The organism is Psychrobacter sp. T6-6, assembly GCF_052258185.1.
GTDB lineage: Bacteria > Pseudomonadota > Gammaproteobacteria > Pseudomonadales > Moraxellaceae > Psychrobacter.
Window position 1 is genome coordinate 280138 of record NZ_JBQQEX010000002.1, and the last position, 16968, is coordinate 297105.

17 protein-coding genes are annotated in these 16968 nt (G+C 42.0%); 12 read left to right on the plus strand and 5 right to left on the minus strand.

The window, feature by feature from the left end:
- Window position 1 precedes the first annotated feature (1 nt).
- Complete coding sequence (locus tag ACTXGL_RS04375) at window positions 2-1003, plus strand: aminotransferase class IV (protein WP_443525141.1); 1002 nt, start codon at window positions 2-4, stop codon at window positions 1001-1003.
- A 5-nt stretch (window positions 1004-1008) separates the two neighbouring features.
- On the opposite strand, the gene ACTXGL_RS04380 is transcribed toward ACTXGL_RS04375, so the two are convergent.
- Together ACTXGL_RS04380 and ACTXGL_RS04385 are read right to left on the minus strand one after the other, a co-directional pair.
- Window positions 1009-1839, minus strand: coding sequence for a DNA-methyltransferase (locus tag ACTXGL_RS04380; protein WP_443525142.1), 831 nt, complete (start codon window positions 1837-1839; stop codon window positions 1009-1011).
- A gap of 2 nt (window positions 1840-1841) precedes the next feature.
- On the minus strand, window positions 1842-2090 hold the full coding sequence (locus ACTXGL_RS04385; RefSeq protein ID WP_443525143.1) for a hypothetical protein: 249 nt from the start codon (window positions 2088-2090) through the stop codon (window positions 1842-1844).
- A gap of 94 nt (window positions 2091-2184) precedes the next feature.
- Between ACTXGL_RS04385 and ACTXGL_RS04390 the strand changes: the two genes are divergently transcribed.
- From ACTXGL_RS04390 to tmk, 5 genes are all read left to right on the plus strand, one after another.
- Window positions 2185-2436, plus strand: coding sequence for a helix-turn-helix domain-containing protein (locus tag ACTXGL_RS04390; RefSeq protein WP_443525145.1), 252 nt, complete (start codon window positions 2185-2187; stop codon window positions 2434-2436).
- Window positions 2420-3256, plus strand: a complete 837-nt coding sequence (locus tag ACTXGL_RS04395) for a DNA adenine methylase (protein WP_443525147.1) — start codon at window positions 2420-2422, stop codon at window positions 3254-3256. The genes ACTXGL_RS04390 and ACTXGL_RS04395 overlap by 17 nt, the downstream gene beginning before the upstream one ends.
- Entirely contained in the window at window positions 3249-4538 is a 1290-nt protein-coding gene (locus tag ACTXGL_RS04400) for a type II restriction enzyme (RefSeq protein ID WP_443525148.1), read from the plus strand. The genes ACTXGL_RS04395 and ACTXGL_RS04400 overlap by 8 nt, the downstream gene beginning before the upstream one ends.
- A 79-nt stretch (window positions 4539-4617) precedes the next feature.
- Window positions 4618-5898, plus strand: coding sequence for an endolytic transglycosylase MltG (gene mltG, locus ACTXGL_RS04405; protein WP_443525149.1), 1281 nt, complete (start codon window positions 4618-4620; stop codon window positions 5896-5898).
- A gap of 82 nt (window positions 5899-5980) precedes the next feature.
- Window positions 5981-6709: a dTMP kinase gene (gene tmk, locus ACTXGL_RS04410; protein ID WP_443525151.1), complete on the plus strand. Its 729-nt coding sequence runs from the start codon at window positions 5981-5983 to the stop codon at window positions 6707-6709.
- Between the two features lie 155 nt (window positions 6710-6864).
- On the opposite strand, the gene ACTXGL_RS04415 is transcribed toward tmk, so the two are convergent.
- Window positions 6865-9198, minus strand: a complete 2334-nt coding sequence (locus ACTXGL_RS04415) for a cation:proton antiporter (RefSeq protein ID WP_443525153.1) — start codon at window positions 9196-9198, stop codon at window positions 6865-6867.
- Window positions 9199-10077: 879 nt separating this feature from the next.
- On the opposite strand from ACTXGL_RS04415, the gene ACTXGL_RS04420 reads away from it, so the two are divergent.
- From ACTXGL_RS04420 to purC, 4 genes are all read left to right on the plus strand, one after another.
- Entirely contained in the window at window positions 10078-11442 is a 1365-nt protein-coding gene (locus ACTXGL_RS04420; protein ID WP_443525541.1) for a Do family serine endopeptidase, read from the plus strand.
- Between the two features lie 532 nt (window positions 11443-11974).
- Window positions 11975-12880, plus strand: a complete 906-nt coding sequence (gene dapA / locus ACTXGL_RS04425) for a 4-hydroxy-tetrahydrodipicolinate synthase (RefSeq protein ID WP_443525155.1) — start codon at window positions 11975-11977, stop codon at window positions 12878-12880.
- 144 nt (window positions 12881-13024) lie between these two features.
- Window positions 13025-13348 (plus strand): hypothetical protein, encoded by a 324-nt coding sequence (locus tag ACTXGL_RS04430; protein WP_443525157.1) that lies wholly within the window; start codon window positions 13025-13027, stop codon window positions 13346-13348.
- 129 nt (window positions 13349-13477) lie between these two features.
- Window positions 13478-14191 (plus strand): phosphoribosylaminoimidazolesuccinocarboxamide synthase, encoded by a 714-nt coding sequence (purC, locus tag ACTXGL_RS04435; protein ID WP_443525159.1) that lies wholly within the window; start codon window positions 13478-13480, stop codon window positions 14189-14191.
- 190 nt (window positions 14192-14381) lie between these two features.
- Here purC and ACTXGL_RS04440 read toward each other — a convergent pair whose 3' ends face one another.
- Together ACTXGL_RS04440 and ACTXGL_RS04445 are read right to left on the minus strand one after the other, a co-directional pair.
- Window positions 14382-14915: an SMI1/KNR4 family protein gene (locus ACTXGL_RS04440; RefSeq protein ID WP_443525160.1), complete on the minus strand. Its 534-nt coding sequence runs from the start codon at window positions 14913-14915 to the stop codon at window positions 14382-14384.
- 387 nt (window positions 14916-15302) lie between these two features.
- Entirely contained in the window at window positions 15303-15620 is a 318-nt protein-coding gene (locus ACTXGL_RS04445; protein WP_443525162.1) for a barstar family protein, read from the minus strand.
- A gap of 292 nt (window positions 15621-15912) precedes the next feature.
- Between ACTXGL_RS04445 and ACTXGL_RS04450 the strand changes: the two genes are divergently transcribed.
- Entirely contained in the window at window positions 15913-16545 is a 633-nt protein-coding gene (locus ACTXGL_RS04450) for a DNA-3-methyladenine glycosylase (protein WP_443525164.1), read from the plus strand.
- A gap of 41 nt (window positions 16546-16586) precedes the next feature.
- A complete protein-coding gene (locus ACTXGL_RS04455) occupies window positions 16587-16898 on the plus strand; it encodes a YqfO family protein (RefSeq protein WP_443525166.1) in 312 nt (103 codons plus the stop codon).
- Window positions 16899-16968: the final 70 nt, after the last annotated feature.

Sequence of the window (16968 nt, forward strand, 5' to 3'; positions counted from 1 at the left end):
TATGATAGATAAGACGTCAGTACCGAATGGCTGGGTATGCCTGTATCCACAAGACAGCAGTTTGACCAAAGACAATAGTGTGACCGAAGATAATCGGTCGACTAGCCAAACGGTGACGGTGTCTCTAGATAATCGCGGACTGGCATATGGCGATGGATTTTTTACTACCATGGGCGTCATCGATGGGTTGATACTGTGGTCAGACTATCATTATCAGCGGCTCGTCTCTCATGCTGACGCCTTGCAGTTAAATATAAACAGCGAAGAGTTATTAGCAGTACTGCAACTGTATGCCCAGCAATTAGAGCAGGGTATGCTAAAACTCGTAGTCACCCGCGCTGCGCAGGATGTGCGCGGTTATGGTTATACACCTAATGCAAATGGTAACGACTGTGAGATATGGCTAAAGGCTACGGTAATGAGAGTTTCTACGGCGCTGCAACTGTCCTTGCCTGATGGGAGTTTGGTACCCATCCAACCTCATGCCTCGGCAATATGTTTGTCTTCGCAAATTGCTTGCTTACCGCCACCGCTGGTAGGTCTCAAGAGTCTTAATCGTTTAGACAATGTCCTGGCCAGTGGTGAGCTACAGCAGATAAAATCTGAGCCATTGGCGTCTGAGATTGCTTCAATACTTGGTGAAGGTCTGCTACGCGATATGAGTGGGCAGTGGGTTGAGGGTACGATGAGTAATGTATTCTATCAATTGGCAGAAGCGCCACTATCAGAATCCAAAACTACCTCTAGTATTCATAAAAATGATGAAGATTACCTAACCACCGGTCAGTGGTACACCCCTTCTATGGCTCAATCGGGTGTCGCTGGCGTCATGCGTCAGGTAATTATAGATGCGCTATCCACGACGCAATATCCAGTCAGAATCAGGTCGCTACAAGATGAAGATTTGCCTAAATTAACGCAGCTCTTCTTTTGCAATGCACTGCGCGGTATCATGCCAATGAGTAGTCTGACGTTATTGTCAGGTGATGTTGTGGATTTTTAATCCGTTTAGTTGTTACTCTCTTTATTTAATAAACGATAGAAATGCTGTTTGAAAAACTCTTTTCTTCCTTCTTGTTGTAGGTCTTCGTAACGCGCTTGGCTAAGTTGTAGGTATTCAGCTTCCTGTTCAATACCGATAAATTGCCTTCCTAAGACATTACTTGCAATACCTGTCGTCGCAGAGCCAGAAAAAGGGTCGAGAACCACTGCATTTTTCTTAGTAGAGGCTAAAATAATTTGAGCTAGTAAAGCCAAAGGTTTTTGCGTAGGGTGCTTACCACAAGATTTTTCCCATTTAGCAGTTGCTGGCAAGCGCCACACATCTTTCATTTGCTTATCGTTATTAAGTCGTTTCATCAAATCGTAATCGAAGTAGTGCGGTACTTTAGGGTGTTTTCTTGCCCAAATAATGAATTCTGTAGAATGAGTAAAAAACCGACAAGAAAAGTTGGGTGGTGGATTGGTTTTTTCCCAAGTTATAACATTAAGTATCTTAAAACCAAGCTGCGGTAAAATACGTCCTAAGGTAAAAATATTATGGTGTGTACCACTGACCCATAAAGTTGCATTATTTACCATTTTTTCTCGTACAGCAGACAGCCATTCGTAGGCAAATACGTAAGCATCATTGTCACTGACAAGCTTGTCCCACTGACCTTTATTGACTGACTGGACTTTACCGTTTTTCACTGTCAGACCATCATTGGACAAAAAATAAGGTGGATCGGCAAAGACCATATCTACGTTATTATCTAACTGAGGGATAACAGTTAAGCAGTCACCTTTCAGTAAGTTAAAATCTAAATTAGTACTACTGAAAAACGAGTGACTTTCCATGTCTATTCCAGCATATCAGCTAAGAAATAAAGAAGCTCAGGCAAATTGAACTCTCCTTGTACAAAACCATACTGCCCACAATCGTCTGGAATAACAACAGTTTGATCAATAAACCTCTTATCTTCACTAATGATGCGAAGCATATTTACTAATTCATCTCTCACTACTGCAGAGTCTACAGTATCTAATAGTTCACTAAGTACTGTTGAGCTGGAGCTAATATTGATAGTCATATTTTCGATACTTATCATAACTTACTTTCCTCATTGATACTTATTGTATGTAGACTTATTGTATACAAAATATAGCATGAGTCAAACAAAAAAACCAATATGCGTGCCCTATATGAAAGAAAAAGTTCTATGTGATTTCGGTGAAAGAATACGCCAGTTGCGTAAAAAAAATGACTTGAGCCAAGAGCAGTTAGCCGAAAAAACCGGTTTTCATCGCACGTATATAGGTATGGTTGAACGTGGTGAGCGTAATCCTGCTTTAGTAAACATCAAAGTTTTTGCAGATAGTTTTAATATCAGCTTGTCGGTATTATTTAATGATAAATCATTTGAAAAAGAGGTTAAGAATGGCAAAGAAAAATAAATTAGTCATGCCCTTCTTGAAGTGGGTAGGTGGAAAACGCCAACTTATAACTGAGATTGAGCCATTGCTTCCTAGCCGTATATCTACTTACTACGAGCCTTTTTTGGGTGGTGGCGCAATACTTCTGCACATGCAACCAAAAAAAGCAGTGATCAATGATTACAATTCTGAATTAATCAATGTTTATGAAACGATTAGAGATGATGTAGATGCTCTTATTGAACACTTAGCTATTCATGAAAATAACTCCGAGTACTTTTATCGGATAAGAGCTCTAGATAGGCAGGAAGATTTTGTTGATTTAACTAAGATAGAGCGTGCATCTCGTGTTATTTACCTAAATAAGACTTGTTTCAATGGACTATATAGGGTCAATAGCTCAGGCGAGTTTAATACACCTTTTGGGCGTTATAAAAACCCTAATATAATCAACGAAACTGTTCTGCAAGCGGTAAGTAATTACTTACAGAATAATGATATTGCATTGCGTAATGGAGATTTTGAGGAAGCTGTTAAGGGGGCGCGTAAAGGCTCATTTGTTTATCTTGATCCACCGTATGATCCTGTTTCGAAAAGCTCAAACTTTACAGGATACGTTCAGGGCGGTTTTGGTGATGATGAACAAGTAAGGCTTAGAGATACTTGTATCAATCTAAATAAAAGGGGGGTTAATTTTCTTTTGTCTAACTCTGCTACTGCCTTTATGAAAGAGTTATATAAAGACTTTGAGGTAATTGAAGTAGGAGCTAATAGAAGTATTAACTCTGTTGGAAGTAAAAGAGGTGAAGTTAAAGAGATATTGGTAAGAAATTATGAGTAAGGGTAAGAGCATACAAAACCTGAAATGGGAAGAGATATTCAAAGACTACCCAATTATTGATGCTGTGAAGGATGAAGGTTATTTCCACATCACGTCATCTCAAATAAATTGTTACCATGAAGCTAGGTTGATGACTAAGTTCGACTTTCAAGATCAGCTACCTAAAATATTCAAAGATAATGGTTTAGCTATTCTACCTATTACTAGAGGCAGCTATGTCATAGGTAGGTTTAATTTATTTGAAAAAATAGTAAATACCAAAAATATAAAGACAATCGGAACTAAAAAACCGGATCACATTGAATCTATAGATATCGAAAATATAAGTAGTGAAACTACAGCGCTTCTATGCGCGAATATATGTGAAATACTGACTTCTTTCTTTGAAGAAGAAAGTATAACTCATGTAATAGGCGGTAGGATGGGTTCTGGAGATTTCGATTTTGAAATATCTAATTTAAAAATTGATGTTTCAAAGTCGCAAATTGAGATAGATGGTGGGTTCGAGTCTGAGACTTCAATTTATCTTGTTGAAGTTAAAAATTTGATACACGATGACTTCTTGATTAGACAAGTCTATTATCCCTACAGGGTCTGGACTAAAAAACTTGAAGAAAGGAACATAAATAAGAAAGTACGTAATATATTTCTAACTTATTCTGATGGTGTTTTTCACTTAAGAGAATACGTATTCAAAAATCTAAAAAAGCCAGATTCAATAGAGATGGTTAGAGAGGGCAAATATAGTATTGTGAAGGACTCATTGAGTTTAGATCGACTTCAGAACATTGTGAATGATGCAGTATTTGTAAAAGAACCTTATGTTCCTTTTCCTCAGTCTAACGATATAGATAAAACGATAAACCTCTGTGAGCTTCTTTATTATAGAAATGCTGAAATGTCTAAAGAAGAAATAGCAGAAGAATTCCGTTTCGTACCAAGACAAGCTGATTATTATGGTAATAGCGCTAAGTATTTTGGTTTAGTGAATTATAGTAATGATAAAAAATATAGCCTTACGAGTTTAGGAAAAAATATTTTAGGAAAGCCGATAGAGCAAAGGCAGTTTGATTTAGTCAGTTTGATTATGAAATACAAACCATTCAACCTTGTAATGAAAAGCTATCTTAATAATGGTAGTTGTCCTTCGGTAGACGAGGTTAAGTTGCTAATAAAAGATTGTGATTTACACGGAGTAGGAAAAGACACGACTACTTTCAGTCGGAGATGCTCTACAGTTATTAGTTGGACTAATTGGATACTAGATAGAGTAGAGATATAAAAGGTAAAAAACTTAATCACCATTGAAAATCGCACAGTTCAGTGCTAAATTCTAGCAAACATCTGCCTCGCGAGTTGCCATGAGCAAGCCTACACCTAGTACGCCACCTGAACGTCCCAATGAGACGCCATCAAATAAACAAGATGGCACAGTCGAGGAGCGTGTCGATACCACGCTACCGGACGATCAAACCGTGGTAGATGGGGTGAAGGACAAGCCAGCAACTAACGTCTCGCTCATCAGTGGTGACAGTAAACCGCGCCAATACAAAGTCAATAACCCCTCGTTTTTTATGCAGCGTGGTTATCAAGTACTGCTGGTGTTGGGACTTATTGCTGCGTTTTTCTTAGTCATGGTCTATCAGACACTGTTCGGTCGTATTGAGCAGCCACAGCAAATGGTCACTATTGACCAAGGTCAGACCTACTATGGTTTATTGCCACAGTGGCAAAACCAGATTCCGCTATTTTCGGCCAGTGTCGCCAAGCTGTATATTAAGTCACAAGTTGACGCTCCATTGCACGCCGGTATTTATCAGCTGCCTGAGAACCCAACCATCGCGGAGGCACTGCAAATATTAGAGCAGGGCGCAAAAGCGGCTATGGTAAAGGTACAAATTATCGAAGGTAAAACGTCAAAAGATTTGTACCAAACGCTACGTGATAATGACAATATCAAAAAAGAAGTACTGACCGCTGACAGTGATAATGCCAGTATTGCGCAAGCACTAGACTTGGCAAGCATACTGCCAGATGCTGTGACGAGTAGCAGCGACCCAATTGTTAATTACAATCTTGAAGGTTGGTTTGCTCCTGATACGTATTACTATGGTGAAGGTACCAGCGACAAAAAAGTCCTTACTGACCTATACAAACGCCAGCAGCAAGCCCTTACTGAGGCGTGGGAAAATCGCGCACCGGATCTACCTTATAAGAGTCCCTATGAGGCGCTAGTGATGGCCTCTATCATCGAAAAAGAAACCAGCGTACCTGAAGAACGCGAGTTGGTCTCTGCGGTGTTCAGAAATCGTCTGAACAAAAACATGCGTATGCAAACGGATCCGACCATTATCTATGGGATGGGCAGTCGCTATGATGGTAATATTCGCCGCCGCGACATCGATGAAAAGACCTCGTATAACACGTATCAAATTGACGGTTTACCACCAACCCCTATTGCACTGCCTTCTGCTGCTTCTATTGAAGCAACACTGCATCCTGCCGATAGTGAGGCGCTCTACTTTGTAGCGACAGGTAACGGCGGACACAAATTTACCAACAGTCTTGCTGAGCACAACCAAGCGGTCAAAGACTATCTAAGCGTCATGCGTGAGAAAAAATCTCAAACACCGCCGCAGTAAATACCCTCTAATTTATAAAACTTATCGTTTATTGAGCGCTATAATCTAACTATAGCGCTCATCAATGACATAAGGTCATATCATGTCAGTATCTATGAATACCAGCGCACCATCACATACCAGCACGGCATCATCAAACCTCATCGACCCCGACGCTGTACAGACTACTAGTACACCTAGTATAGGACGGTTCATTAGTTTTGAAGGGACTGAAGGTGTAGGTAAGACCACTGCCATTGAGCAACTGTGCTTGCGACTAGAGAACAGCGGCGTTGAATATCTACGTACGCGCGAGCCAGGTGGTAGTCCGTTCGCTGAGCGACTGCGTGATATGTTGCTAGACCCTGCCACTGAGATTGAGGATGATACAGAGCTGCTACTGCTGTTCGCGGCGCGCTGTGATCATATTCAGCGAGTCATCATGCCTGCACTACAACAGGGCATATGGGTCATCTGTGATAGATTTACGGACTCTACTATTGCCTATCAAGGGTTCGGACGGGCGCATGGTGATAAGGTCATGCTAACCAAGATTGAGACGCTAATCGCTCAGTTCGTAACGCAATTGCCTGAGCTAACGTTGTGGATTGATTTGCCAGTAGCAGAAGGCATGGCGCGCGCCAATAAGCGCAGTACAGCCGATCGCTTTGAGCAGCAGGCAATGACGTTTTTTACTTGGGTACATAATGGCTTTAGCCAACTTGCAAGCTCGCATCCTGAACGTATACAGCGTATCGATGCATCAGGCAGCGCAGATGAGGTGAGTGCTCGCATATGGCAAACCGTCACAGAAAGATTCGCTATAGAATAATCAGATGTGATTGAGCGGTTCTATTTTGTCAGTAGCGTGGATAATCAGTCAGATGTGATAAAAACAAAAAGCCCCAGCATATCGCTGGGGCTTTTTATGAATCAACGTTTATTATTTAACGAACTATGACAGTAGCGGTTAAACAGCTACAGATGTCATTTATCACTATTTTTATCAGTTAGCTCACTTTGCTCTGCTGGTTTTTCAACAGTGACAGAAGTATCGGTGCTAGTACTAGTATCAGCTTTGGCATTCGTATTAGTCGCATTGTCTTGACCAGAATCAGGAAGACGATTGGGATCAAGCGCGCCTTTCTTGTTTTTTGGCGCGTTGCCGTTACCATTACTGTGAGTAGAGGTTTTCGTCTTTGAGGTCGCTGTTGAGTTTGCGGACATTACACCTGTATGAGCATTACTAGTAGAGTTGGTAGAAGCTGTTTTTTGCTCTATATCTGTATCCTCAGCCGCTACTGGTGTAATAGTAGATGACTTGTCCACGTTACTATCCTGAACCGTTGATGACTGAGTAGCCGTGTTTTTCTCAGTGCTTTCAGTAGTATCCATCGGAGTCTCTGGCTCGACTTTCGGAGTGCTATCACCGCTCAACTCTCTTTCTTTACGTTTTTCAGGCGCTTTTGAACTCGATTCAAAGTTAGCGTCAGCTGCCATACGAGCTTGCTCTTGCTTAGCGGTCACGTCGACAGGTTTTGGCTGTACTTCGTCATCCACGACCAGTGAGATAAGCTTACGATCACGAGGTACCGTACCGTCGAATTTATCAGTGATGACATGCAGCTTGCCTTCTTTGTCTATCGTATACAGCGGTACGAACTGTTTGTTATCCGCTTTATACTGCTCAAAGCTATAGCTATCAGTGATATTAGTGATTTTGATACGGGCTTTTTTGGACAGCATACTAGCAAGTTTGGTATACGTCACATCTTTGCCAAACAGCCACTGCGAGTGGAAGTTTGATTGCTTGTCGTCACGCTCACTTCTGACTTTTTCATCACTGAATTTGAGACGGTATAGCTTACGCTCTCCGAATTCATGACGATAATGAATCTCAGACAGGGTGTTCATCTCTTTATCCATACTCATGGCAAACAAACGACCAATACCGATAAGATCGAGATGATGATCGGCATGATCGGAGATAGGATTACCAAAGTACGTACGCAATCCACTCATACGGGCGCGTGCAATATTGGTATAGTTGTTATGCGCGACGATAACGTCAAACCCTTGGTCTTTGAGCGATGTCGCAATCAATAGGGCGATGGGGTTTGAGCCGACAATCAGAATACCGTTGGTTTCAGGCTCGCGTACGCCGAGCAAGTTACCGACTACTTTTGCACCCAGTCCTTGAATCATGACCGTACCGATGATGACCATAAACACCAGTGGCACGAGCAGCTCGACACCCTGAATATCATACTCTTGCAAACGAATCGCAAACAGTGATGAGATAGCAGCAGCAACGATACCACGTGGTCCAATCCAGCTAATCATTAGCTTTTCGTTGGTTCTTAGGTTTGAGCCAATAGCCGATGCCCAGACCGATAGAGGACGTGCCACAAACATGACGATAGCAAGTAGTACCAGCCCTGCAAAACCCACGCTCAATAAGCTTGCCAACTCGACACGAGCCGCCAGAATAATGAACAGGACAGAGATAAGCAGAACGGTCAACGACTCGTTGAACTCCAAAATCGTCTCGCGAGGGAACTTTGGCCAGTTTGCCAATGCCACACCCAGTACGGTGACCGTCAAGAGACCGGACTCATGCTCTAGGTGGTTAGAAATCGAAAACAATACCAGCACAAACGCGAGGGTAAACACATTGCGTAGAAACTCAGGAACCATATGTCGACGCATGAGGAACGCTAGTAACCAAGCACCTGCCATGCCAAGTGCTGTAGCCAATACAACGATTTTGGCAAATAGCAAAATACTACTGGCTTCGCCGCCTGAGATAATATATTCATAGACCAATACAACGGCAATCGCGCCGATTGGGTCAATGATGATACCTTCCCATTTGAGGATATTAGATATCGTCTTGTTGGGACGTACACTACGCAGGAGTGGCATAATGACCGTCGGACCAGTCACACAGACTAGCGCCCCGAACAGCAGAGCTATCAATGGGTCGACATCGAATAGTAAGTAAGTCGATAGCGCTACGATGGCGATGGTGATAAGCACACCCACCGAGACTAGCATTTGTACGACAGTACCGTGCTGCTTGATCTCATCGAACTCTAGGGTCAGCGAACCTTCAAATAAGATAATCGCGACGCCCAGAGAGATAAAGGGGAACATCAGCTCACCCAATACCAAATCGGGGTCAAATATCCCTAATACGGGACCGACGATAATACCAATCAATAATAAAAATAAAATGGACGGTTGCTTTAAATACCAAGCCAACCATTGGGCGGCGATGCCGATCCCAACCACGCCGGATAGCAATAGGGCGGTATCCATAAATTAATCCTTTTATAATCTTGTCATATTTTATATCTATCCATAGCTACTATAAAATAGTGTCATCGTTCATTCTAATAATCGGTTGTCACCAGTACTTACCGTGTCTGGGTCACAACATTGACAGCCATCATGAATCACAACATGAGCCAGATATGATATATATACTATAAAGTAGTAAAGACAAAAGCATCTGTAGACAAATAATATTGTCCTAAAAATGCAAAAGATGGAAAACAAGGGTGATGATGGTCAGCCTGATAAAACTGCTCATCGATAATATTTTTCAAAGTAACTTTTGTTTATTAAGTAATATGTTTTGCTTGCTATCATAGCATGGTTTTATTTCATGCCCATGTAGATAGCGCCGGTCACAATATCATCATAGCGCCATAAAATTGTACAAAGTAAGTATGAAATAGCGATACCTTGGGTTATTCTGCACTATAGAGGCGATGACAACACAGCGTTTTACTCATCATACAGTAGCGACGGTGGTCTTGCACGCTGCGAATACGACAATAATATGAGGTCAACTAGGCACTATATAAGGGTGACGATCGGACGTATTTGCCACGTTCTGTAGTCCTATAATGTATAGAGCAGTAATGAGAGAGTAAGCAGATATAATGATGGATATAGTAGCTTGGTTGTAAGATAGTTATAAGCAACATGGATAAGATACTATTGAAAACAACCATCAACAGTAATCATCAAAAATAACCGTCGTACAATGATCAATGATAACGATCGATAACAATAATAATGACCACTCATATGGAGGACAATATGCCTATCAATATGTTTAGAGCACGAACCACTGTCGATATGCGACTTTGGTTACAGCGTAGCGCACTAGCATTTGCTGTGAGTACCGCTATGGTGGCTGGTATCAGCGTCACAACCATGAATAATGCCCAGGCTGCCGTGACGACGGCTGATTTTTCTGATCTGGTTCAACAAGTCACACCAGCGGTAGCACGTGTCAACGTCACCAAAACCATCAGTGAAGCTGAGCTTGCTAAAGCCCAAACGGCTGAAGTGTTAAGACAGTTCTTTGGTGACCGTGTGCGTATCCCTGATCGTGCAGCCACGCCAGCGATTGAGAATGCTTATGGTACGGGCTTTTTTATCTCGTCTAACGGCTATATGCTGACCAACCATCATGTCATCGAAGGCGCTGACAAGATTACTGTCACACTGAATGATAGAACAGAGCTGGATGCGACCTTAGTCGGTAGTGACGAGCGCTCAGATGTGGCTGTGTTAAAAGTAGAAGGCAGTCAGTTTCCTGCGCTGCCGATTGGCGATTCAAACAGCCTAAAAGTAGGGGAGCCGGTACTGGCCATTGGTTCACCATTTGGCTTTGATTATTCTGCTTCTGCTGGTATCGTCAGTGCAAAATCACGCAGCTTCTCACGTGAGACCAGTGTGCCATTTATCCAGACAGACGTAGCGTTGAACCCGGGTAACTCGGGTGGGCCGCTGTTCAATCAGCGCGGCGAAGTCATCGGTATTAACTCGCGTATTTTCAGTGGTACTGGTGGCTATATGGGACTGTCGTTCTCTATCCCAATTGATGCTGCGATGGATATCTATGAGCAATTAAAAACCAATGGTGAAGTAGCCCGTGCATATTTGGGTATCTATCCGCAAGATATCGACCGTAATCTAGCCGAAGCGTACAAACTGGATCGACCTCAAGGTGCCCTGCTAACTCGTGTGTCTCCAGATTCACCAGCACAAAAATCAGGTCTAAAACCTGGTGACATCATCTTGCAATATAACAATGTACAAATCATGCGCGCCTCTGACTTGTTAAATTTACTCAATCGAGCAAAGCCAAGCGATCCATTCCGCGCACAGATTCAGCGTAATGGTAAGCAAATGATTGTGAGCGGTAAGCTTGCCTATGCACCCGATGATGTGAGAGCTCAGGGCGGCGATCAGCAGAGTGATGATATACAGCTGGGCTTGCGCTTGCGTGATTTGACTGAGGATGAGCAAGCAGAAATCGCTAAGGATAGAAAAACGGGTATCTTAGTGACGACTGTTGACCCTACTGGGCTTGCGGCACGTTCGGGGATTTTGGCCGGTGATGTCATCACCAATTTCCACCAAAAGCCGATCAAAAAGGTAACGGATTTCTCTAATGCTATCTCATCCCTTCCTAAAAAAGGCGTGGTAACGATAGAAGTCATCCGCCAAGGCATTCCTGCTATTATTGGCTTGCGTATTGAGTAGATACTACTGAAGGTGAGTTTTCGGGAAATCAAGATAAGAGGTGTGGCTATATCGCCCGACTATTGACGTGTTGACGATTCGTTAAGATTATCTCAGTGGGTAATCATTACGCTAAACTGACTATTAAGTGATAGTCTTATCTATTGATGCGCTTTTGCGCTGATAGTTACGGTTTTTAGTAATAAAAAAGACTCTTTTTTAGTCTGTAATTTGTGTTTCAATCATCAATTGATTGATAGCGGTCAAAAAAAAATATGCTACACTAGCAGGCGTTTTTATTATTATATTTGATGACTGAGCAAGTATTTATCATCATTAGCGTAGCTGATGTCAATACTGGTCTAAATACCTGGTCTAAATACACAGTCATTTTCGATGTAAGTATTATTATAATAAACAAACATTCGGCATCAACATCAAGCAAGACATGGTCATTAGCGTTTATCGACGCATATAAATATTTGACCACTTGCAAACGACCTATCATGTGACAGCTTTGATAAAAGCTAGGATAATACAGTAAGGCACGGTTATGAGCACAGCATACGACGAGATTAAAACCCGACTACAAGGCTCAATGGTAGCTTTGGTAACGCCCATGCATCCTGACGGCACGGTCGATTATAAACGTCTGGCAGACCTCATAGACTGGCAGATTGAGCAGGGCACTCATTGCCTCGTCGCTGTCGGCACTACTGGCGAGTCGGCAACCTTATCTATGCAAGAGCATAGTGATGTTATTCGCTACTTTGTAAAGCATGTCAAAGGTCGCGTGCCTGTTATCGCGGGTACTGGTGCCAACAATACCATGGAAGCTATCAAGCTGACTCAAGATGCAGCAGATGCTGGTGCAGACTGTGCGTTATTGGTTGCCCCTTATTACAACAAGCCGCCGCAAGAAGGCTTGTATCAACATTACCAAGCCATCGCCAAAGCCGTAAACATACCGCAAATGCTGTATAACGTGCCAGGACGTACAGTGGTTGATATTGCGCAAGATACGGTCGAGCGTTTGTGTGATATTGATAATATCGTTGCTATTAAAGATGCGACAGGCTCTGTCGGTCGCGGCGAGCAACTGATAAAAGTAGTTGGCGATAGAATGGTTGTCCTATCAGGTGATGATGGCACGGCGCTTGATTTGCTGAGAGTAGGCGGTAAAGGCAATATCTCAGTGACTGCAAACGTAGCACCAAAAGCCATGAGCGAGACATTTACAGCAGGATTGCGCGGTGACTTTGAAGCGGCTGACAAAATTCACGACGTGGTCAAGCACTTACATCGTGATTTGTTTATCGAATCAAGCCCTATCCCAGCAAAATACGCACTACACAAAATGGGCATTATCGATAAAGGTATACGCTTACCGCTCGTTTGGTTGGCAGAGCAGCATCATGCGACTATCGATGAAGCATTGGTTCGAGCAAACATACGATAAATTGATAACCAGTACATTGATATTCGGCGATTTAAGACTTGCTGCACATTAGATGAGTGTTATTCGATCTAGCAGCAAGTCACCTTATCACGGTAAGTCAATTGCCCACATGAGCAACAACTGCTAACTCAGAGAGACAATACGATGACAGTAACATCAAAAACAGTATCATCAACGAAAAAATTATTTCCTGCGATGCTGACCTTAGTTTTGGGTAGCACGCTAGTATTGAGTGGCTGTCAGGCAACCAAGAACCTACTTGGTAAGCGTGACAACGGTAGCTTAGATTATCAACAAAGCAAAAAGCTTGCGCCAATCGAGCTACCTGCTGCCCAAGAAACAGCCCCTTTTGTACCTTTATACCCAACACCTAACGTTGGCGCAAACACGCTCAAACTGCAGAACGAATCAGGCAATCAGTATCAGCTGCCAAAACCTCAGCGTGCTGTTAGTAACGCTTCGAACTAATTTCATTTTCCTTATTTATACCGCTGGCTTTTATCGTTATTGATTACAATGACATCGATATTACACAATAAGAGTGAGCGGTCGCTGCGCGTTTTTACCACATAAGCTTGAACGAACAGGAACCCCATAATGCAAAAGCAACAACTGCTGTATAAAGGTAAAGCCAAGTCTGTCTATGAAACAGAAGACAATGATCTTCTGATTTTGCACTTCCGTGATGATACTTCAGCGCTTGATGGTAAGCGTATCGAACAATTGGCACGCAAAGGTGTGGTCAATAACCGCTTTAACGCTTTTATCATGCAAAAATTGTCTGATGCTGGCATCGAAACGCATTTCGAAAAGCAACTGTCTGATGATGAAGTCTTGGTCAAGCGCTTGGATATGATTCCTGTTGAGTGCGTGGTGCGTAACTTTGCCGCAGGTAGCCTAGTGCGCCGTTTAGGCTTAGAAGAAGGACAGGCATTGACGCCACCAACGTATGAGCTGTTTTATAAAGATGATGCGTTAGGTGACCCGATGGTCAACGAATCACTTTCTGTATCTCTTGGCTGGGCTACCAAAGAGCAATTGGCTAAGATGAAAGAGCTAACCTATCAAGTCAACGATGTATTGAAAGCATTGTTTGATGCGGGTGATTTAATCCTAGTTGATTTCAAACTAGAGTTTGGCGTATTCCATGACCGTATTGTTTTAGGTGATGAGTTCTCACCAGATGGCTGCCGTATCTGGGACAAGAACACCAAGAAGAAACTTGATAAAGACCGTTTCCGCCAGTCATTAGGCGATGTGATCGAAGCTTATGAAGAAGTGGCTGACCGTATTGGTGTGCCATTAAACTAAGCTATCAATAGTCACAATATAAAATAAAAAACTGAGCCATGTGCTCAGTTTTTTTATGGCATTATACAATGGTGGTACCCTAGTGAGGACTTGAACGCTAAGCTGTAGGCTAATGATAGTAATGGTATTAATTATTTAGGTGGCCACAGTGTACACGGTGGTGTACTTACTGAGAGGGAATGCACCTAAGCTAAATTGATTCCCAATATTTGTATCCTTCAGCTTTCACAAAATCTGATAAAAATTTTGAGAAACCATCCTCTATGTAGAACCAATCTTTACGTTCATCAAATGGATGAGAAATAATAATAGCGCCATAATCATCAGCTTTCTTATCGCATCTCAAAACTACAAAATCACTATCTCCAACAAATTCACCAATAATTAAATCGCCTTTAATTAGACTATTTGCCCTATAGCTCGATAACCAAAAGCCTATTTTGGCTTCAAAATCTTTTAAACTATAGAGATCTAATCCAGCCTGGTTATACTTTTTATCCAAAAATAAGAAAGCGCCATTACTGGCTAATAGAAACTGCTTATATTCGAAAGGTAATTCTTCAATACCTATTAAATTAAAAGTACTGACAATTTCAGACTCTAAAGAACCTTCGTTAAATATACAAATTAGCTCAAATGAGTAGCTTTCGTTGTCGTAGCTAGCCTTCTTCGGCTGACTCCAAGTCTCTTTGAGAAACTGTATTTTTTCTATAATATCTATCATTTTATTTCTGCCCAAATAAGCCTCTAGAAAACCAAAGATCTAGCTTTGAGAAACAGTATGTGATTGCATTATGGCTGGTATCAAAGAGTAATTAAGAAAAGGAGAGTGTCTTGTGATAACGTCCGTTAAAGTGGCTATAACAAAGGGATGTTGGAAACTGAATAGACACGGTATGTACGTCAAAGGGTACATTGTGATTATCTCAATGTACCAATTCAATAATTCTTATTAAACTGGTTCGGTTCCCTATACAGGCATCGAACTGCTAGTGCTAGACAGGAAATTAATTAATATAAAACTCATAGCACAGTATTATCGAGCTGTATGATTAAAATCTCCCAAGTTAATTCCTACGAGATTAACGGCAGGGGCCACTTATCAGTTGACCTAAACTAGTATCAAATGTATCGAAGGACTTTCTTCATTTCGAATAGACTTAGCGTTAACATATTTAATAGCAAGAAAAAAAATATTTATAATTATGTCGTTCTCGTAAGGAAAGTTTTTAATCGTTAGGTTTAACACTTCATTTTCTCCTATAGTAACCTCCGACATGCCGTATTCTGGATGGCGTATGTCACCTAAGCAATCAATTAAGGCATGAATATTAGCACCATAAAAATCTGGAAAGCCAAAAGCTTGCTTCAATTCTTTATGCATTTTATCAACTGTATCAACATCTTTAAAATCTATAACCATTTCCATATATTATCACCATTTTTTAAGTATACCCCAGCGGAACTAGTCATTTCACTCCAAAAATCTATTAACAGACCTCTTAAAATAGACCATCATAATGGAACCACTTATAGCAGACTGCAATTCCTATCTATTTATCAACCAGTATTACTCTTTAGACACAGGCTGGTAGTTTAGCTCGTATAAAAAATCAAACATAGCGCCAACACTGTCCTCGATACCTTATCTTATTTTTATGCTAATTTGATAGTACTTACTCATATCAATTAGACCATAAAAATAAGAAAAGGTTTTGCTAATGTCTACTGCTTCACCAACTGTTTTAGAGCCTGACTGGTTTACTCGTCCGACCTGTGTGGTCGCGGCCGACTTGGTGGGTAAAGTCTTATGTCGAGAGCTAACAGATAGTGATGGACAGCAAAAAACGCTACGTATGCGTATCTCAGAGACCGAAGCCTATATTGGTCAAGATGATCCCGCTTGCCACTCACATGCAGGCACTCGAACAGCGCGCACAGAGATTATGTATGAGCAAGGCGGTGTGTTCTATGTCTATTTGACTTACGGCGTGCATCATATGCTCAATCTGGTCAGTGGTGCAGCCGAATCCCCTGAGTCGGTACTGATTCGCGCTGGGTTTTTGACCGAGGATAGTGACCGCCTGATTAATGAGCAACAACTGAGTCCAGATAAGCAATTTACTCATCCTAAGCAATTCGCAGGGCCGGGTAAATTGACCAAACGCTTGCAGATCGACCGTGAGCTATATGGCAAACCAATCTCGCCAGACTCAAGCGTTTGGGTCGAGGATGATAGTTGCCAGCCACCCGTGTCAGTACGTCCACGTATTGGTATTGACTATGCAGGTGATGCCAAAGATTGGCTACTACGCTATATTTGGACCGACCATCCGTCTCTGTCCAAAAATTAGTTCGACTGACTGCCTGTTGACGACATCTATGAGGTAAACCTATGTATAAGTTAACCGTATTCATTCCTAATGATGCGTTAGACCAAGTAAAATCTGCGATGTTTGCTGCTGGTGCTGGGAGTATTGGTAACTACGAGCAGTGCTGTTGGCAGGTACGAGGAACCGGTCAGTTTATGCCATTATCAGGTAGTACGCCGCATATCGGTCGTCACGATAGTTTAGAAACGGTCGATGAGTGGCGAGTAGAGATGGTCGTCGATGACGCATTTATAACGGCTACTATCGCCGCGTTAAAAGAGACGCACCCGTACGAGACACCAGCGTATGATGTAATAAAAGTCTTGGATTTTTAGTGTTATGTAGAGAAATATCAGCTTATTGAGCGTAAGACTTGTCATAAAAAAACCAAATAAACCACTCAAT